Source organism: Thauera sp. K11 (genome assembly GCF_002354895.1).
Lineage (GTDB): Bacteria > Pseudomonadota > Gammaproteobacteria > Burkholderiales > Rhodocyclaceae > Thauera > Thauera sinica.
Genome location: NZ_CP023439.1, coordinates 4,467,714 through 4,487,238 on the forward strand (window position 1 = coordinate 4,467,714; position 19,525 = coordinate 4,487,238).

Annotated in this window: 11 protein-coding genes; 2 read left to right on the forward strand and 9 right to left on the reverse strand. The window is 59.7% G+C overall.

Annotated features, from left to right (window positions below):
- Window positions 1–8: 8 nt before the first annotated feature.
- From CCZ27_RS19610 to CCZ27_RS23730, 9 genes are all read right to left on the reverse strand, one after another.
- The gene (locus CCZ27_RS19610) at window positions 9–1,058 is read right to left on the reverse strand and encodes a Fic family protein (protein ID WP_096451009.1); all 1,050 of its coding nucleotides are present in this window, start codon (window positions 1,056–1,058) and stop codon (window positions 9–11) included.
- A gap of 644 nt (window positions 1,059–1,702) precedes the next feature.
- Window positions 1,703–2,395 carry a hypothetical protein gene (locus tag CCZ27_RS24415; RefSeq protein WP_232516470.1) on the reverse strand — a complete coding sequence of 231 codons (693 nt, stop codon included), beginning with the start codon at window positions 2,393–2,395 and terminating at the stop codon, window positions 1,703–1,705.
- Complete coding sequence (locus tag CCZ27_RS19620; RefSeq protein WP_232516471.1) at window positions 2,392–8,004, reverse strand: DEAD/DEAH box helicase family protein; 5,613 nt, start codon at window positions 8,002–8,004, stop codon at window positions 2,392–2,394. The genes CCZ27_RS24415 and CCZ27_RS19620 overlap by 4 nt, the downstream gene beginning before the upstream one ends.
- Entirely contained in the window at window positions 8,001–11,585 is a 3,585-nt protein-coding gene (locus tag CCZ27_RS19625) for an STY4851/ECs_5259 family protein (protein ID WP_157748649.1), read from the reverse strand. Before CCZ27_RS19625 ends, CCZ27_RS19620 begins: the two co-directional genes overlap by 4 nt.
- A 231-nt stretch (window positions 11,586–11,816) precedes the next feature.
- Complete coding sequence (locus CCZ27_RS19630; protein WP_096451015.1) at window positions 11,817–13,316, reverse strand: SIR2 family protein; 1,500 nt, start codon at window positions 13,314–13,316, stop codon at window positions 11,817–11,819.
- Entirely contained in the window at window positions 13,313–13,810 is a 498-nt protein-coding gene (locus tag CCZ27_RS19635) for a TIR domain-containing protein (protein WP_096451017.1), read from the reverse strand. Before CCZ27_RS19635 ends, CCZ27_RS19630 begins: the two co-directional genes overlap by 4 nt.
- A gap of 226 nt (window positions 13,811–14,036) precedes the next feature.
- Window positions 14,037–14,189 carry a hypothetical protein gene (locus CCZ27_RS23725; RefSeq protein WP_157748650.1) on the reverse strand — a complete coding sequence of 51 codons (153 nt, stop codon included), beginning with the start codon at window positions 14,187–14,189 and terminating at the stop codon, window positions 14,037–14,039.
- Window positions 14,190–15,070: 881 nt separating this feature from the next.
- Window positions 15,071–16,396, reverse strand: coding sequence for a sigma-54 interaction domain-containing protein (locus CCZ27_RS19645; RefSeq protein WP_232516472.1), 1,326 nt, complete (start codon window positions 16,394–16,396; stop codon window positions 15,071–15,073).
- Between the two features lie 548 nt (window positions 16,397–16,944).
- Window positions 16,945–17,700: a hypothetical protein gene (locus tag CCZ27_RS23730; RefSeq protein ID WP_157748651.1), complete on the reverse strand. Its 756-nt coding sequence runs from the start codon at window positions 17,698–17,700 to the stop codon at window positions 16,945–16,947.
- 637 nt (window positions 17,701–18,337) lie between these two features.
- On the opposite strand from CCZ27_RS23730, the gene CCZ27_RS24840 reads away from it, so the two are divergent.
- Window positions 18,338–18,565 carry a ScoMcrA-related endonuclease gene (locus tag CCZ27_RS24840; RefSeq protein WP_465312638.1) on the forward strand — a complete coding sequence of 76 codons (228 nt, stop codon included), beginning with the start codon at window positions 18,338–18,340 and terminating at the stop codon, window positions 18,563–18,565.
- Window positions 18,534–19,418: a protein NO VEIN domain-containing protein gene (locus CCZ27_RS19650; protein ID WP_232516473.1), complete on the forward strand. Its 885-nt coding sequence runs from the start codon at window positions 18,534–18,536 to the stop codon at window positions 19,416–19,418. The genes CCZ27_RS24840 and CCZ27_RS19650 overlap by 32 nt, the downstream gene beginning before the upstream one ends.
- The last annotated feature ends 107 nt before the right edge of the window (window positions 19,419–19,525 follow it).

Below are 19,525 nucleotides of genomic sequence, written 5' to 3' on the forward strand. Positions count from 1 at the left end.
TCGGATGACTATGCGAACTCGTACCAGACACCCCGGCCAGCTCCGTGCTGCAGGAGATGCCCACGTCCCACCAAAACACGGAAATGCTGTTTGAGCGTGTTGCGGTTGCCCGCCGTCAGCCTGATCGCATCGCCCATGGTGATGCGCCCATGCTCCCGCGCGAACTCGACGATCTGCAGCGAGAGTTCGGGCAGCGCCGCGAGTACGGCCTTCTCGTGCTCCACCTTGCGCTGAAGGCGACGAACCTGCTCCGCCAGTGCCCGTAGAAAGAAAAGCAGCCAGGGCTGCCAGTTCGGCGATTCCGTGCGGATGGTTGCTTGCGTTTGCCGCAGCGCCAGGTAGTAAGCCTCCTTACTCTGCTCGATCACGCTTTCGAGGGAGCTGTAGGGCACGTGGGCATAGCCGGCCTGCAACAGCAGCAAGGTCGTCAGCACGCGGCTGAGTCGGCCGTTGCCGTCCTGGAAGGGGTGGATCGCCAGAAAGACCGCCCCCCAGATGCCGATGAGCAGCAGGGGGTGGAATCGTGCGGCGTCGCGTTCTTCGTTGAACCACATGACCAGTTCGGCCAACAGGCGTGGCGTGTCGAAGGGGGAGGCGGTTTCGAACACCACAGCCAACGGCTTGCCGTCTTCACCGCAGGCGGCCACGCCGTTCTTGGAGGTCTTGTAGTTGCCGCGGTGCCAGGCGTCCTTCTCGCTGTGTGTCAGCAGATCGCGGTGCAACTGCTTGATCTGGTGTTCGGTCAGCGCGAGGTCTTGCCAGGACGACAACACCCGTTTCATGACTTCAGCGTAGCCGACCACCTCCTGTTTATCGGGTGTCGAGCAGGATTTGATCCGGGGAGTAGACAGCAGGCGCTCGACCTCCCGGTTCGACAGCCTGTTGCCTTCGATACGGGCGGATGCCCCGACGCTCTCGATGATGGCCGTTCGGCGCAAGGCGGAGAGCCGATCAGGTGCCAGGGCGCCGAGGGCATGCCAGGCACCCTTGAACTCATCGATGCTGGCGATGAGCTTGAGGATTTCCGGCGTGATTTGGACGGAATGGATGGCAATCATTGCCTCCAATGCTACATCCAATTACACCCAATATGCCACTCGTCTGCACTTCGTTGGTGCGCGAGCTCATGGCGCGTATTGAGCCTGCGTCAGGCGCCCTCGCGGCCCCTGTGAGTCATCAGTTGCTAGCGTCCCGGCGCCTTATCCGGCGGCTCACACGCCACCGCAGCGCATGCACGCACCGCTCGTGGGGGCGTGGGCGGTGGCCGCGAGGCGATGGGTCTGGGCGGTGGCTTTTTTCCGCCCCTATCACCTTCGTGCCGGTCCAGAAGACCAGGGCCACCACGCCAACGGCCAAGATAACGTCCCAGACCTCCTTGGGAATCGCGGCAATGATGCCGACGACGATGGCGACGCCGACCAGGAGCGTACTTGCGCCCGCGTCCTTTTTGGCCATGGATTGTGGAATCTTGAGTCGAGGTTGGTTGCACCCAGGCCAGCAACGGCGGGCCAGGATAGCCAGCTATCCTATGTTATTTACCCGCCCCTACTGCGGCAATCAAAAACGGGGGCCGCTAATGTTCGCAACCATGCGCAAATGATCGGCGATAAACATACGGACCAGAGCAGATTGGCGCAGCCAGAATACACGCACCGGCACGTAAGGGCTGACGGAGTCCGGATCAATCACCTTGTTGGGCAACCTAGGCAACAAACACGTATGTCTCATATCCTTGCCCCTGAACGCGTCCCGCCATACACGCAATACTCTCCCCTTGCTGCTCGGGAGGCGCACTGAAACGAAAGTGCCCACCCCCCTCCCGCGGCACATGCCAGTATCCAAATCCTTGGTCAAACCAAAGCTTCACCACGCCGCCGCCCTGAAGGCAGAAATCCAGCCGGCGGGAGTGCGGGGCGGCGCGCTTGTCTACTGACGCTAGATCCAATTCCCAGCCAGCGTATTCGCATGCTGCGGCGAGCGTCGCATCACGCTGCTGATCATTGGTCCAGTCCTGCCAAACTTTGGTTGGTGGAAAAGGAAAGGCGGGCCGATCCCTCATCGACGCTACACGCAACCGCAGTTCATCGCGCAACCAGCAATCACGATATTTCGTACGGACTTCACCGATGAAATCGAGGAAGAGGGCAAGTGGCAGCGGTGAATTGAGATAGCGGTCGCTGTACTCAACCCTGATGACCTCCGCCGCGTCGGGGATCAAGCCTCTACCCAGCCCCCGCTCGATGACCTCGAGCAGACGCGTACCGAAGTTTCTAATCGATCCGTCCAGCTCACCGGCAAATTCAACGCGATGCGTGCCGGCCTCTTGACTCGGTGGTGCCAGGGTAACGCGTTCAGCAAGGGCACCAGGGCTGCTTACCTTACCCCGCGTGATCAACGTACCCTCCGAACGCCCCCAGCCCCCGAAGGGATACCCACCGCGCGGACATCGGTCGCCCATGCAACGGCATGCTCGTCCCCCCCGACCACAGCAAGCACGGTGGCGTTGAGTTGCGCATCCGGTGGAGTACCCGACCAGAGGGACACCCCATCCAGCATGCTCATGGCGCTCAGTGCCATCACATCGGAGCGGGAGAGCTGTGCAGGCGCCCCCGGCGGCATGACGACCTTGACTTCGTTTCCGGAAGAGGCCCAGCGCGTGACATACCGCCTCAACGGAGATCCGGCCACGTCCCAATCCGCGGGATCGCCCGAAAGGAAAATGCTGACCGGCAAACCCCCGGGATAGGCCAGCTCTCTTGTCACCGCCTCGGCGAGGGACTGGTGTTCCGCAAAGGACGCCGCCGGGCCAAAGAAGGCCCGATCCGGCGGCAAGCCGAATTCGTTGCACCAACGAGCATTCAGGAATGCCAACGCCGCATGGCGATCAAGGTCATCGACACGGAAACGCGTCTCAAAATCCAGCAGGCAACTCTGGCAGACGTCCGCACAGTCGGCCGAGCACTCAAGTTCCTCCCGCGCTAGCGCGAAGATATCCCGAAGCCTCCCCGAGACAGAGGAACTGTAACCCGATGCGCATTTATCGAATACGACAATCGCTAGACCGATGCTGCCCCCGACGATCCGTACCGGTTTGGTGTCACACCCGAGTTCTGCAGACTCGATCCCAAGCAACCGTGCGACAGCGTTCCTGACGGCAACGGCTATCGTGAAGCCTACCTTGCGCTCGTTGATCAACTCGCCGTCAAGCCCTCTCAGCAGTAGCTCGAGTACGTCGGTACGCGCCTCGTGCCCGAGGCGCAGCGCCGGCATAACCGCAAACCCGTTATAGGAGCCCTCGCAAATGGGATCGTCCCCCCCTTGACGCCCACGCAGCCGCTTGTGTTCCTGTGTCTTTCCGGTCCGATGATCGTAGAACACATCAGAAAGCGTTCCATCCTCTTTCATTGGCTCAGCGCGACCGCAGCTTAGGCAAATGCCAAACCCTTGGCCGTTCGTACCTGCGGTGTAATTGAAAACGATCCCCACCGCGCTGCTTCGATACATGCCCAGCGCTGGATTCGGCAGCGCGATCCACTCCCCCTGTGCGTTGACCCAAGGCGGCGCAACGGGGATAAAGGTCTGAGTCGACACGTCGTTGTGGGGAGACCCGTACAGATCGACGGAGAACCCCGCAGGCTCCAGGTAAGTAAAGCGGCAGTCCGGCTCCGCGGAAAGCGGTGCGCCGCAGTCGGGGCAGTCGGCCAAGTATGCCGCCCTCACATTCGTGCCACTCGATCCGCAGGTCTTACAACGCCACGCGTCTCGAATGCTCTGAATCTCCGAAACGTCCGCATTGGACGCAGGAGCGTGCCAGTTGAGCGTAATCCCCGCGGAACGGTAGACCAATCCATCTATCACCACTTCCGAGCCAGGCGCGTACTCGCGCAGTGCCGTTACCGTGTCACGGCTTGGCAGATCACGCGACCGCATGCGGTTGTCGATCCGCCCCATATCGCGGTCTCGTTCAGCCTTGATTTTTTGGCGCTCGATCTCGTCGCACGTCAAAGTCTCGAAGGAAGAGATATCGGTTGGAAAGCCATAACCTGGCAGAAACCCTTCCGTTGCGAGCTCGCGAAGGAGGTATTCCCCCGTGAGGCGCTTTTGCTGGAGGGTAAGGGCCTTGAATGCGGGCTCGCTTTTCGAACCGGGATCGCCAAACCGCGCCAGTTCGATCTGGATTGCATCATATTCACCGTACCAGCTTGCGGCATGCGCCTCCGCCATCTCAGCAGCCCTGGCGCATAGATGATCGAGCGAGGCCGTCCCCTCGAACGGCGTATGGCGCAACAGCGAACGCAGGCCACCAGCAAGTCCAGGCTCCGCAGCGGCATCGAAGCACGTCGTCCATGCACAAAAGCGCAGATATCTCGCCGACTCCTTTGGCAACAGCCACCACTCGAGGTTAAGCTTGTCCGCCGATCCTTGGCTGCTGATTTCCCGACGCATGAACTCACCCAACAACATCGAGTTGATATGCCGCTGGATGATGATGGGGCTGCTCAGGAGCACGACCGGAGCGGGTAGCTGGGCCTTGAAAGGCCATAGCGTGTCACGCAGTACGTTCTGGTCATGCGGATTGTTTTTGCAGAGCGACAACGCAACCGAGCGCGTCTCAGCCCGGCGGCCTGCACGGCCCGCACGCTGAAGGTAATTTGCGGGATGTGGCGGAACGTTATTCATGGCCACAACCGAAATGCCACCGATGTCTACGCCCATTTCCATCGTCGTGGAACAACTGAGCAGGTTGATCCGGCCGCTCTTGAAGTGTGATTCATACTGCGCCAACCGAGCTCCTGGCTGTTGTGCCGAGTGTTCAGCCGCCCTGAAGAACGCACCGCCCTCCAGTATTCGATCATTCAGATCCGACCAAAGCCCTTCGGTCCGCAATTCCTCGATGACCGGGTTGTCATTCACCCATGCGCGAATCGCTGCCAGTTTTTCTTGCTCGTTGGCATAGTCACGCAGCAGCAACTCACACTGCGGCACCTCGATCGGCCTGCATTCGGCGACTTTGGGAGACACCGCTTTCGCCGGTAAATAAGGCGTTACCCCTCGGAAAGTGACGTCAAGCACTCTCCTGGTCACAGGACAAACCCATGCCTTGGAGATCGGCGCGAGGGCAATGTCCTCGAGTGACAAATAACGCCCCGTCGCCCCTTTCTGAAGGACGCCGATCGAGCACAGCTCATCCCACGCCGCGCGTAGCAGGACATTGATAGCGTCGTACCCTATGGCGGACGCCGGGTCGAGCTTCAAGGCATACGCCAGCAATCTAACAAGCCGGCTTTGCCGACGGCCATCGCCGCACTGCGGCCACTTCTTCAGTCGACTCGTTTGTTTTTCCGTAGAGTCCGGCGGCAGCAACTGTTTCGAGGATAGCCGCTGTCCGCCCCATTTGCGCCAAGAGTCGGGGAGTGCCACGAAGGTGTTTTCGCGCACATGGAAATCGAGGCAGATCTTCAAGAACGCTTTCCAGTCCTCAAGGCTCAAGCGCGGCACGCCGGCGGGCAGAACCGGCATGGATTGCCTCGCATCGAGCTTGGGGTAGGCCGTTCGCACCAACCCCATGGTTTCCAAGCTGTTGACACGCTTCGGGCGGCGGGCGACCTCCCTGGCCAACAGGACCGTGCCAAGACGCTCCCTGCCGGAGTTCGAACCGAACTCGACGGGATCAAGCGATTGGTAGTAGTCGTACATCCAATCTTTCACATCGGCGGCGTTCGTACTCAGCCAGCTAACGATCTCGGCAAAAGGTAAGGGTTTCGCCTCGGACAGTTGGGCGAGTTGCTTCTCCAGCTCATCGATTCCTGCCGCGGCTGCGGCTTCCGCCTGCATATGCTCAGGCACGAAACTCAGCAACTGCCTCTGTCTTGCGATTTTGTCCTGGAGGTCCGATGCCACCGTTGAAGAGGCCTGGGCTCCAGCCGTAACGACACGCTGATAGACCAAGCCACGAATCCTATTTCTCTCCGAGTCCTGCTGAAGCCGGGCTGCGATGCGTGCCGTGCCCTGTCGGCTATCGGTAAAACTGATCATCCGGCGCCCGCGCATCGGGCGCTCCAGCGGTCTGTCATCCTTCGTGTCGATGTCGGGACAAAACTCGAGCAGCGTGGGAATGATCTCTCCCAGCAAGAAGGGAGCGCCAAGCATTGCCGGTCTGAACGAACGCTGTGTAGCTCCGTGCGTGGCTCCGCAGTCAGGGCAGACCATCTCGAAATCGCCATCATCGTCCGGCGTCTCGTCACGCACACGAAGCTTGATCGCGCGGCTGCAGTCGGAGGGGTCCATTACGAACGTTTCACGGTCTACGAGTATCTCTGCGGTGCCCGCGATATGGCCGTTTGCAATCAAGACTGACGATGAGTCGACAATCCGCTCGGCGTGGTCTTCCTCCTCGTCCGCCGGCTCCACATCTAGTGCGAACTCGTCCGTGCCGCGATCCAGCGTTTGCAAGAGCCGATACCGACCGTCTGCGCTGACGACACGCCTGGCCCATAGATACGTGGTATTGCAGTCGTTGCACGACCGCAGTTCATATGCCGGTGCGCCACAATCGCAGTGCTTTCGGGGTTCGACGAACACCATGCCAAAAGGCCACTCGGACGAATCAAGCAGGCTGCCGTGCTTGGCACTGCATGCCGGGTCCGAGCAGGCCCAAAGGCCTTGGAGCACGTCGTGAAACAGGTGCAAACGAAGCGGCAGGAAGGGCGCCCCTCCTTTTTGCCTGTCGTACCGAACCGCGCTCGTCAGCAAATCGAGCCAACGCAATGCCGTCATGCTCGCGGCCAACTGATCGGCGCCTGGCGCTTGCTTGAGGAGCGCGCCGACATCCGACAGTTTCACCGCCCGGCTGCCGGGGTCCACAAAGCGCCCGCGAATCCTGCGCGCCGTTTGATTGGCACACAGCGCCTCAAACCGCTCGGCAGATTCGGCCGGAAGCGACATCAGGGTCTCCAGCGACGCAGTTGCGTACTCCGGGTTGCCCGGGGCGAGTTCCGGAATTTGCCGCTCACCGGAGACTACATGCACCTGCTCCAGCGGCTGTCCTGCGATCTTGGCAAGAAACTCGCGGAGCTGCGCTTGCGCTTCGGCGCCACCGATGGTCGCCGACGTCGCGACGAAACGAACTTGCTCCGGACGCACGTCGAAAGCATGCAGGACCCGCCGCAGCAACAGGGCAAGCTCAGCGGCCTGAGAGCCGATGTAGGTGTGCGCCTCATCCAGCACGATCCACTGGAGTTTCCCCTTGGATGCCTCAAGGATCGGGGCATCCTTCGCTCGCACCAACATGTACTCGAGCATGGTCGCATTGGTGACGAGCATCGGCGGCGGGCACGCCCGCAGGTCCTGTCGGTCGATCACCTCGTTGGGCGCCTGGTCTCGCTCATGCTGGCGTGCCCTCTCGGGTGTCAGCCCGTTATAGAGGCAATAACGCACTTGGTCGCCAAACGCTGCCGTCCAAGCATTGAGGCGCTCTCGCTGGCTCTGAATCAACGCATTGAGGGGATAGAGGAACAGGGCCTCCACGCCCACAAGCTTGGCGCCCCGCTTCGCTCGATGCCGGACCAATTGATCAAGAATCGGAACCATGAAGCACTCGGTCTTACCCGAGCCCGTGCCACTGGTCACCACGACAGAGGCCGGCCTCTCCTGCGTCAACAGCGCCCAGGCATGGTGCTGATGGCGATAGGGACGGGCCTCCTTCGGAAAACGATAAGCGTCAGACTTGCCGTTTCCAGGCCTGTCGAGGGCTTGAACGAGTTCCGCTGACAAAAGCCCGTCCCGGGCCAATTCTGCGAGCGTCCGGTTCGCCTCCTTCCATCCGAAGGTGGCCTCGAATACCGGATCGCCAAGAAAGCAGCCTCGCTCACCGTAGCCGGCGGAAAACAACGCCGTCAGATGCGCCCGCAATGGCGTACTGGAGAACCCAAGACGGCTAACGGTCGCACGCGCCGCACGCACGGCCAGTTCGGGAATCAGTTCAGAGAAGTAGGTGTTCTTCATGAGGCGACCCTGTTCTTGCTGCGGACTGCTGCGACGGTTCCCCTACGGACCACGAGACTACGCGGCGCATGGGATTCGCTCTCCCGCTTGCCAGGGATCGCAGCGCTTGGCTTGATCAGTTCCAGGGCCAAGCAGGAGACCAGGCTCTGCCGGTAGCACTCGTCGAACCACACGGGATCGAAGGCTCGTATGGTACGAAGCGAATACTGGTGGGCCGGGTTACGCCACCAATCGATACTCGCGTCGCAGGCGGCCCAGAGCGCGCAGACAGCGGGCATGTTGGCAACGGACTCCTTGAAATCGCCGCCAGCATGCCAAAACAGATTCGATGCGTTACCCTTAATCGTCTGCAGGACGTCCCGGTCGAGTGCTTCAAACAGGGCGCGCAGTGCCTTCTCGTTTCCAAACGAGACCTCGGGCCATCTCTCATCATCGGCATGTGCACGCAAGAGATAGCGCATCACCAGCGCGTTCTCACCAGACCATAGACCTTGTCCGTAACGTGCCGCGCCCGCCCCCACGAAACGGCCCACATCCGCAAGGAGCGGACTGGGATCACCGCCGACCTCGAACAGCAACATATCAAGAATCAGGCGCTGATTTGCCAGCTCCTCCGACAAATCCCGTAGACGCTTGCCCAGGACGACACCGAACAAGCTGCATGCCACCTCCTCGCCCGCGCTCTTGATCCAGTAGTCTCGCAAAGCCGCTACCGCCTTTCGCCAGGCCGAAATAGGAGCGATTTCCAGCGTCAGACCGAGCTCAACGCGCAAGCGTCTTACCAATTCGAGCAGATCGGCCGACGGCAATCGGCTTGCGAACAGCATCGCCACCGCGATATCCGGCTGGCGCGCAATCTGGCGATATACATCCAGGCTGCACAACGGCAAGCGCCTGAATGTCAGCCAGATCTGGTCCAACAGTTCCCAAGACGAAGCGTTGAAGTCCAAAGCCATTGTTTCCAGCACCGCCTCGATTCTTATCGCGCGCGCGTGGCCGTCACCCTGTTGCATGGCAAGCGCAAGATCGCAGTGCTGCGCAGTCTCCCCGACGACGGCACTCTCCCCATGGCCCCCGATCGCCACGGTAGGGCGAAAGAATACGGGGGATGTCTCAGCGGGAAAGACCAACCAGGGAGACCCTGTGAGTGGAAGATCGGCAACGTCCCACGATCCGGTCGGAACGCCTTCGGACAAGTGTTGCGGAAGACGGATCGGTGCAGCGGCGGGGTCTGACAACGGGACAGCCAGCGCCTCCACCTTGCGCAATTCATCCACGCTCAGTTTGGCGACGAGCGCATCCGGAAGGCGAAGACCCAGCATATGCCTGGCCAGCTTCGTTTCATAGCGAGACACGTGGAGTTCCAAAACCGGAACGCCTCCAGCACGCAGAATAATTGTGACTTCCGCATCCAAGTCGTCGGAGAAACCGAGCAGCGACTCGATCTCCCGATAGTGCTCAGCCAACCGCAGCTCTGCGGTACCGCGCTTGAGCGCCACGGGCCAGTTCAGGCTTGGAACCACGGCCCCGATTTGCTGCGACGATAGGCGAAGCTCGATCTCATACTTCTTGGGGTGGTTGGGATTCGAGTCAAACACGCGAATCCTCTTTCCGATCAGACTGGCCAGGGTTAATGTGCTTCCAGACGCGATCGGATTGTCACATTCATCGAATGCACGTCCGCCCGAGGCGGGAAAGGGAAGGCGAGCCTTCAATTCGAAACAGCTACCAGGCCACTTGAAACGTACCGAGACATGGCTCGGTGGCTTATCGGAGGCAATCAACTCGACCCGGCGTTCATGGCCCTGACCCATTACCGTCAACGCTATGCCGCTTGCTTCGCCGCCAAGACTGAACTCACCCCAGCCAGACAGGACGAGGGATCCCCGCGCGGGGTCTTCACTTGAAACGTAGGTCTCCTTGGAGTGCCTGTCGAGCACGCCGAAGCGCAGCCGTCCCCTGCGCTCCCCCTGTTCCTCGATGACCAAGTCGACCAGTCCCGCCGATACCGCGGGATGGAAGACCTCCTTCGAGCCGGCACGATAGACTTTGTAGCTCTTCGAGGAAAGGATCGACCGTGAACCATCATCCCCGTAGGCGACGACTTGCGGCATTCCACGAAAAACCGGCCAGGGACTTGTCTGCAAGGGCACCCGTGCCCCCTCGAGCACCCATTGAGAGGTGAGGCCCGAGACCTGCCCCACCCTGATGTACCATGATTCATCGCCGTTCCCCACCCGTACGGAGGCATTCGCGCGCATCAGAACACGTTCAACGCCTCCAATCCGCAGCCTACCGAATGTGGTAGGCGATTCACTGGCGGCGGATTCGGTGCATACCGACCATCCGTCGCTCACGGCGACCAATATCATTGGATCAGGCACGCGTGCATCCCCCGCGGCCACCAATCGGTACAGATCGTCACGCATTGCGAACACCCAGGGCTCGTCGGAGGCCAAGGCATCCCCTCCGGGAATGGAAAGCGGCCCATCGAGCAGGTCACCCGCAAGCCCTCTCAGATAAATGAGATGCTCGCGGCAAACTGTCTCGCCCGACCAGCGCCGCCGCTGGGGGGCGAACGCAATGGTATGGGTGGCGGCCCCCAGAAGCGTTCTTGCAACCGTCAGGGGCGTTCGCACGCCGGCGCTCACATCCACGTGGAAATGGCCGGGCAGTTGATCTGCAGATGACAGACCTGCGAACGCGGCCAGTGCGTCCCCCACCACGGAAGTCGGGTGGTTGATCCAAGATTGGAGTTCGTAGACACCCTCCGCCGACAAAAAAATCGCACGGTCCACCACGAAAGGCGCCCGGTAATCACTCAGCACCGCACGGTTGGCCTCCTTAACCAACCCTACAAGCAGTTGCAGCGCCGACGCGTCATCGACGGAAATCGGAAACTCGTTCTTCCAAGCCGGGTGCTTCGAGTCGAGCAATGCCACAGGGTCTGCAGCGCCATCCAGATTGAACTCGGCTTTCAGACGTAGTGCCGTCAGCACCATCTGCGCTACAAGCTCATAGATCCCCGGCTCTCGCAGGCTTCCAGGAAGCGCGTGGGCGTGCTCACCAACGGCATCTGCAATCTGCTTTGCGCTCCATTGGTATCGACTGGCTTGGCGCAGCACGGCCCCCATCACCGAGCCAAGATTGGCGCCACCTCCATGCCGAATCGCATTCAACGGCAGGCCACCGTGTACGACGACCGAACCGAAGTAGCGCTTCCCCTCACGCGCGGGCCGCAACACCCAATAGGCGAATCCATTCAAGACTGCCTCGGTTCGGTCATGAGAGGACATTACGCCCTCCTTCATGCCGACAGACGCGAGTATCGGCCCCCACCGCCATGGGCCACCGGCATATTCCCTGCGCCACCACTCGGAGGCGTAAAGCACGAAGGCCCCGCAGAAGAAACGGTTTTTGGAGAGCGCCGATACCGTGCAGGCACCCACCGCCTCGCTCAGGGTACGTTTCAAGGCTTCATACTCCTTGGCGTCAAGTCGATACGCATACAGCCATCGACCGTCGGGCCTGGATAACCCACGGATCTGCAGCGTTTCAATGAGCCATGTTTTTAAGAACATGTGATAGCCCTCTCTACGTACCAATCCTCTTGACAAAGGATGCGGTGCATGCACAAGGAGTGTTTGCCAGTAGTGTGCCAGTGAAACGCCTTCAAGGGATGAGACATTCGTCATAGACAAGTCAGCCATACCGAGTGAACTTGCCCCGGCGCCTACAAGCGCCCCTAGCTCGCCCCTCGAATACCGGTCTTGCCTCCGTCCGTACGCTCATCATCCAGACCGCCGGAAACGCTATCTAGAAGCGTTCTCCCGGCATCGCGCAGAAGCGATCTTCTCTGCCTTCGTCAGAAGAGACGAAACTGCCCCGACAATCTCTTGAACGGTGGAAGCGGCATTACCCAAGACTTCAAGTTCAGCTGTGCCATCGATTCCAGGAAGATAGCGATCGGGCGCTGCGCATGCTGCCTCCCACACGGCATGGGCCACATACCCGGTCAGTCCCACCGGAATCACCGGCTTGCCCAAGCGAAGCGCGATCCGCACCTCTTCTTCGATGCCACCGGATGGAACAACGCTGTCTCCTTCAACCGCCTTATTGCCGGCGATCACGACAAGTGCGCCAACTTGAGCGATCAGGTCCTCTCGGTGGCGGCGGAAGACCTCGGCACGCCGCGCCGAGGGGGCGCTCCCCGGAAATGGGCGGATGAGTACGCGTTCGGCTGATTGCGTGTAGGTACTCTCATACACTGCCCGGAATGCCCCGAGGATGGTTTGCTCCGCGATGCCGATACCGAAGCCCGAAACCAGGTTGAATCCGCACCGGATGATCTCCCCCCCAAGTACCCGGCTTAACTCATTCAGTCGATTCCAGCCAAGTTCGCCTGGTTCATGCGCTGCGCCTGCCACGAAGACCCCTTTGCGGGTCACGTAAGCCTCCAACGCCCGCAGCAAGCTGGGGACGTCGGCGTAATCCTCCACCCATATGGTATGGATTCCGTAACGCTTCAGATCTGCGCTCTGGAGCTCCGCCTTACGGCGGTCATACTCCATCTCCTCTGCCGGACGCCTCCCCATCGGACACGTCTGTGGCGGGCGGCGCGCGATCCAGTAATGTGTCCGCTGGTTTTGCCCCAGTTGCTCCCGCACCTTCGCCAGAATCCGTTCGACGTTCGGGTCGGAAAAGCTGAATCCCAAGAAGAGTATCGTCTTTTCGATGAAGTCCCCCTTCAGGCTGTCAGTAAACAGCCTGCGCTCCAAGTCATAGATTTCATAGTCCTGCTTGGTCAGCACTGCATCGTGGGGTTGGGTCACGCAACCATGCATCTTATAGAGCGTTACATCGCGGCCCTTTCGGGCCTGTGCAAGGTTCTGGATCGACAGCTTTACCTCGACACGCCGGCCAGCAGACTCGTATGCTTTCTCCAGCAGCTGGTCATAGTTTGTCGTCCAGACCGTATCGATCGGGAGGCGCGCCAACGTACTATGCATCTCCGTCTGCTCAGCATCACGCGTAAAGACATCAATCAATTGTTGGTTAAGCTCGGCACGTCCGCCATGACCGTTGACGTGGTATTGCGCCAACGCCAGCAAATCATGCTCCTTACCGATGTCCAGATCGAGTTCGTCGGCGACATCGCTCAGCAGCGCCTTCCAATCCACAAACCCGGCGCTCCTTGATACACCGGCACCAACAAACAAGGCGGCCTCCCCATTCAGTATCTTGTCGCCGAAATTGCCAATGAAGCGGCGCTGCTCTCGGCTGGCGGCCCATGTGGAATTCGACGTGCTCAATTCTTGCTCCTGATGTCGATGGCGGCTTCGATCCACCGGTCAAGATTGTTCTTGATGTGGTTATAGACGTCGGTACTCGCAACGCCGGGCGGATCATAGACTTTGACGATGGCGGATAGCTTCTTGCCGGCTGAGCCATAGGTGATGTAGTCGAACGGGTTCGCCCCCTTCTTACTGGTCTTGCCCTCACGGTCCTTGAGATTATGGATGTGAACACCCAGTACGCCTTTATCTGCATTCCAGGCTTTGACGATCTCATGATTGATCCATTTCCGATTCGCCGTGCCCGCGCCGATCAGCACGACCACGCAACTACGCCCCTTCATCTGCTCATCGATCCATTTCTCGATGGCCTTGTCACCGCCCTTGGTGATCGTTTCCCAATCGTTGTCGGATGCGGGCCTATTACCTTCGATAGCGCCAATGTTCCGCACCTGCGAAACACGCCAGTTATCGGGGGCATAGTGAAAGCTATAAAAAACACGACGTACCATGACCGAGTTCCTTTCAAAGAGATGGCATCTGCCGCAAAGGCGACGGTGTTGCCGCTGACATGGCGGGCACATTTGAAAAGCGAGAACCGCACCAGAAAGGAAGGTCAATAAAATCAATGCGCTAAAAACACCTCCCGCCTCTGAGATAGTATTAATTTGTATATTTAGTAAAATTTTTTATACTCAGGCATGTAAGTACCCTCCGCTGGCGCCTCTTCACATCCAATCACTGGACCTCGAGCTGCCAGTCGATCGCGCGTCGAGTCGAGGCAACGACATCCAGGAAAGCCCGCGCTTCCACGTCTGGATCGAGGTTCTGCTGCGGGAAGTCCTGGGAACGACGGCCACCCATCACGATCACTTTGATGGGCTTATTCATGTGCTTCGACAGCTCATGGCGGTAGCGGGGTCGCGGGTCGGCAGCTCAAGCGCATCCAGGAACAACATTCTCACTTTCGCCTGGGTGACCAACATGGCCATTTCAGCGAGGCCGAACTCATCGCGAGCGCCTCGAAAATGGCAATCACGTCTTTCCTGGGTGCATCGTGGATGTGCGAGAGCACGACACCGTACTCGGTATGCTCAATCGCATCCCATCAGCACTTGCCGATACCCTTGCGACCTTTCACTAGGCGCTGCTTGCCCGCCGTCCGCTCGCCCCGATGTAGCCGTCGTCCCTTCGCGATGGCCAAGGTAGTGTGCCCCGAGCTCCGCGCGAATCATGCCCGTGCCGCCGTCAGTCACTACGATATGCGCCTATCATAAGCGCCGGCAGCGTGATCTGCGCTGTGTCGACAAATATCGCTGACCCGACCACCCAGAAATGTGACGTGGTACCACCGAGCAAGCTGGAAGCCTCATAGACGCCGCGAAGTGCGTCAGCCGCCTCGACATCCTCAGCGTGCACAGCGCGATTGCCGAGCTTTCGCAACGCATGAAATTTGTCCAAGACAGCCCTGCCTGCCAACACGTGAAAGCTGCATTGGTCAGCAAGTTCATGAAATTGGACTGAAGCGCACGCGGCAGGCGGAGACGGGTGTAAATGTGATCGACTGTCCGCTCTGCAAAGTTGCACAGCGTGACCAGTGCGCTCTCAGGACCGGTATGCGCATAGTGTTCCGCAAAGCCGTCCACGTTCGCCAGCTCGGAATGGGCGCCACGTAGCGGCTCAAAGTTCAGTGAGGCTCTCTCCTGCATCTACTGCGTCGGCGGTCTTGCACATCAGCCTCGTGTTTCATGGCGAGAATCATGCCGTCCTCCCTATTCGTTGTTATCCTCGTTCTCCAGCCCGTGCTTCCTGAGCCAGTTGGTCAGCGTCTGATAGTTTGAGAAACCAAGCAACTCGGCCGCTTGCTTCTTGCGATTGCCGGTTTGCGCCATCGCACGTACCAGGTAATGGTGCGCCACTCCGTCGAGCAAACCCTGCAAGTCAAAACCTTTGTGTAAGGCACGGCCCAAGATCTGTGCGTCGTCTTTGGGCAGCGCTACCAGCAGCGCCTCCCGGATCTCATCTGCGGTGACATCGGTCCCAGTCGACCAGATGGAAGCCCGCACCAGGGTGTGATACAGCTCCCGGACATTGCCCGGCCAAGCATGTGCAAGCAGAACTTTTCTTGCCTCTGGAGAAATTTCCTTGCGCTGCGCTTCGGAACGCATGGCTGCGTCAGCATTGATCCGCTCAAGGAAGTAGTCGATCAGCAGATTGAGATCCTCGCCACGCGCACGCAGCGGCGGCAGGCGGAGCACTCCGACTGCCAGCCGGTGGAAAAGGTCTTCCCGGAACCGCCCGGCAGCAACGTCCGCCTGAAGGTCGCGGTGGGTCGCAGCGATGACCCGCACATCCACTTTTGCCGGATGCGAAGCCCCCAGCGGTGTAATCTCTTTTTCCTGGAGGGCCCGCAGCAAGCGCACTTGGGTATCGAGCGGCAGGTCCCCGATTTCATCCAGGAACAGCGTGCCACCTTCCGCCGTGCGGAAATGCCCCGCCCGCTCCCGGTCTGCGCCGGTGAATGCGCCCTTCTTGTGGCCGAAGAGCTCCGAGTTGGCCAATTCCTTCGGGATCGCCCCGCAATTCACCGCAATGAAAGGCTTTGGGCTGCGTCGGCAGGAGGCGTGGATCGCTTCGGCGAACAACTCTTTGCCTGTGCCTGTTTCGCCAAGCACAAGCACCGGAACATCGAACGCTGCAATCCGCCGGGCGCGCTCGACCTCACGTGCAACGACGAGACTGCGGTGGATGATTTTGTCGAACTCAGGCGCCGTCTGCCGCCCATCAGTCAGGCGTTCGATTCGATCATCACTGCGCTTCAGGTACTCAGGCAGGAAGTCACTGGCCAAATCGAACGGGAAGTCGACCTGCTCCAGGCCGCGCTGCTGTGACGTCTGGATGAGGCGCGCGGGAAAGCGGGTCTTCGCCAGCATGATCCAGATCGCCGCCATCGCCGGCGTGCCTGGACTCAGATGGAATGCGAGCTCCACCTCTTCTCGAGGCAAGCGTGCCTGCTTCAGCTCTGCACTGACCTTTTCATAGATCTCGGCATAGTTGATTGGACTCGACAGCTCGACATGGTAGAGATCCGTTGCCACGCAGCCCGTAGTCTGCTCAAGCCAGGCGCAGTAGGTACGACTGCGCTCGAACGGGTAGTTGGTGAGGAGATGGATGCAGTCAAATCTTGAATGAGCAGAGACAGCAGACGCGATAGGCCCGAGCTGCTCCCGGAGACGTCCCTCAGCACACAAGAGATCCGTCTCGCCGATCCAGGAGATAAGCCATGACGCGCGTTTCATGCAGACATGATAAGACGAGCAGTGCGAGAGAGGGAAGAAAACTTACTGTAGGCAAGCTCGTTTATATGGCTTTACGCCATCAGTCGCTTCAGCAGCGCGGCAGCCACTTAGAGCTGACGCTCGCCCCATCGTCCCGCCAACGCGCCCCTGCCAGCTCAGGGCGTAGTAGTCAGACAGCCGCCCGAGGTGTGGCCTCAGAGCAAAAAAGGTCGATAAGCGCAGTACGCAGCGCAGCCGGAGTGACGCTAGACGGCCGCAGTTGCATCACAGACATCACACAACCGTAAGTCTGTCGGCGTACAGAGCAGGCCTGCTCAGCCCCGAACCGCACACCGACAGAGACAGACCTATATGAAGAAGCTGCCTTGGTCCGAATAGCCGAGTGGCTCAATCCTCAGTTCGGCCAGCCGTGATTGCACAATGCGTTTGCACGAGAAATCCTCACCCCCATCCTGAATCCACGCGCCCAAACTCCGCTCCACCCAACAATGAGCCCAGGCATCCCCATCGCGCAAACCGTTGAACGGCCCCGGCTCCACCTCGGCATTACGGGGATTAAGAATGGCATGAAGGGAGAGTTCATCGCCACTGACCGCATCCACGCTGGCAATCGCAAGTAAGCTTCCATCGACCATAAAGCGGTAGATGCTGCGTTCGCACGCATGGCTTTCCGGCGCACCGCCGGGCCACCAATTTTCACCGGGTGACAGCCCGAATAAGCGCTGCTCTAGGCCCGCGTTAATTGCTGCCACCAGCAGGTTACGCCATGCCTTCCAACGGACAGCACTCACCTTCCTGAGCGGAAATGCCCGGAATGGGGAATAGGAGTGCTCGAACTCCGGCAGCAACCGCAAATCGTCGGCCATAGCAGCGTAGCCTAGCTGGCGCAGACGCTGCACCAACCTAGCATTGCTGGGTTTTGGCACCTCGATGGTTGCACGGCCTGCTAGAGCCGCACGCAACGCCGCATAGGTTTTGAAACCCAAAGCTGCGGCGACACCTTCGCTCATATGGGAAGAGGAAACTCCGAAAGCGTGCCGCTCGGCACCTCGCTTGAGATTGCGTACCGCAGCTTCGGAAACGAAAAATGTCGAATTAGACATGCCAAATTCCTTTGCGTAGGGTCGATGTCTGCCGATTACGCATCGACCGGGGAATAGGCACGGCCAGCGAAAGGAAATAGAGAGAAGCGTCGTTTAACCCGGCAGCAGGTTCAGCATGGCGCGGCTGTATGAAAAGTATAGCGCATGTTATGCAGGGCACAAGAGGCCAATTTCCAACCCCAATGGCGTAACAGCAAGGTTGGAGCGCGGCGACCCGGCCGCCGTCAGCTAAACGATAGTCACCAGCACGGAAAGGGCCATCCCGGTCAACCTCGATGTTGTTGTGCCTGGGCCATTCCATTTCCGAGTCGGCTTTGACGGCAGCTAGGACAGCTGCCAGCGCGTTGTCCAGCGTGGCCAACCGCCCTGTGGCCCAACGCTCCGACGTTCCGTGGCAAGACTAAGACATAACAGTACGTCATATAGAGGATTCGGCCGGCACTCGCTTTTGGAAGGGTAGGGCTGCCGCACCGGCTCAGAACCAAAGGTAGAGCGATGTCTAGTCAAGGTTCGGCAGAACATGCAGCCACGAAGTCGTGACGCCGGATATTGCTGTGGGGTAACCTGGTGGAAACGAATACACTCGGGGACCATGGGCATCAACCGTCTGAACGACCCTGCGGCTGTGCGGGCTGCCATGCGCGAGTATGACGTAGTGGGTCGAGCTTACTTTCTTGAGAAATACGGCTTCGGCAAGTCTCGCGACTACATGCTGAGTGATCCGGACAGCGGCCGACTGTACGACTCGAAAGCCATCGTGGGCGCGGCCTTCGCCTACGCCTTTCCAGGCGAAGGCCCCCTGCGCGGCCGAATTCTCCGGCGGCGAGGCAACCGTGGAGCGGCTCCTGGCAGAGCTTGGGTTTGAGGTTGTCCGCGTTGGACAGGACTGGTCCGCCGAGGAGGTGGAAGCCGTAGTCCACGACTATTTCGACATGCTCCGTCTCGAATCAAAGGGGATTCTCTACAGCAAGGCGGACCACAATGAGAAGCTGCGTCAGCGGCTGAGGGCACGCAGCAAGGGTTCGGTCGAGATGAAGCACCAGAACATTTCGGCGGCTCTCGACCAATTGGGCCTCCCCTACATCGCCGGCTACAAGCCGAGAGCGAACTACCAAGAACGCTTGCGGCAGGAGGTGATGAACTATGTCGAGCGACGTCATCATGAACTGGCCGCGGTTGTCGATGCCATCGAGGAGATGACAGCGCCCGGCGACAGGCTTTACCGCGGTGTCCTGGTCGATGTTCCGACCATTGAATCAGGCGCACAGCCCGCGAAACGGCAGCGCCTTCCGCGAAGGCTTGACTATGCGGCGCGGGATGAGCGAAATCGCGCCTTGGGACACAATGGGGAGGCCTGGGTCGTGGGGTTCGAGCGGACCCGTCTTGCCGAGGTGCAGTGCGCGCACCTCATCGACAAGATCGACTGGGTTTCCAATCGTCTTGGGGATGGAGCCGGCTATGACATCCTGTCTTTCGAGCCTGACGGCATTGCCCGCTTCATCGAGGTCAAGACGACCAACGGCGGCTCACTGACCCCCTTTGTGGTCAGTCGGAATGAAGTCGACTTTTCCGAGGAAACGGAGGATGCCTTCTGTCTCTATCGGGTCTTTGCGTTCTCCCGGAAGCCACAGTTGTTCATTCTCCGTGGCGCGCTGTCTACGACGGCCCAACTTGAGCCGCTGGATTACCGGGCACGGCTGAAGGCCATATCACGGTAAAGCGCGCAAGGCATCGCTTACGCCCTGATGCGTGAAAACAGCGTTTTCGCTGTTTCCACCACCCACGCAGGTTCAAACCGGCCGACCTCAGGTTGATATGGTGCGCT

What these genes read in the sequence shown, in the direction of transcription:
- CCZ27_RS19610 (WP_096451009.1), bottom strand. Translation starts at nt 1,058, where the DNA reads ATGATTGCCATCCATTCCGTCCAAATCACGCCGGAAATCCTCAAGCTC.
- CCZ27_RS19620 (WP_232516471.1), bottom strand. Translation starts at nt 8,004, where the DNA reads ATGAAGAACACCTACTTCTCTGAACTGATTCCCGAACTGGCCGTGCGT.
- CCZ27_RS19625 (WP_157748649.1), bottom strand. Translation starts at nt 11,585, where the DNA reads ATGTTCTTAAAAACATGGCTCATTGAAACGCTGCAGATCCGTGGGTTA.
- CCZ27_RS19635 (WP_096451017.1), bottom strand. Translation starts at nt 13,810, where the DNA reads ATGGTACGTCGTGTTTTTTATAGCTTTCACTATGCCCCCGATAACTGG.
- CCZ27_RS23725 (WP_157748650.1), bottom strand. Translation starts at nt 14,189, where the DNA reads ATGAATAAGCCCATCAAAGTGATCGTGATGGGTGGCCGTCGTTCCCAG.
- CCZ27_RS23730 (WP_157748651.1), bottom strand. Translation starts at nt 17,700, where the DNA reads ATGTCTAATTCGACATTTTTCGTTTCCGAAGCTGCGGTACGCAATCTC.
- CCZ27_RS24840 (WP_465312638.1), top strand. Translation starts at nt 18,338, where the DNA reads ATGCGCGAGTATGACGTAGTGGGTCGAGCTTACTTTCTTGAGAAATAC.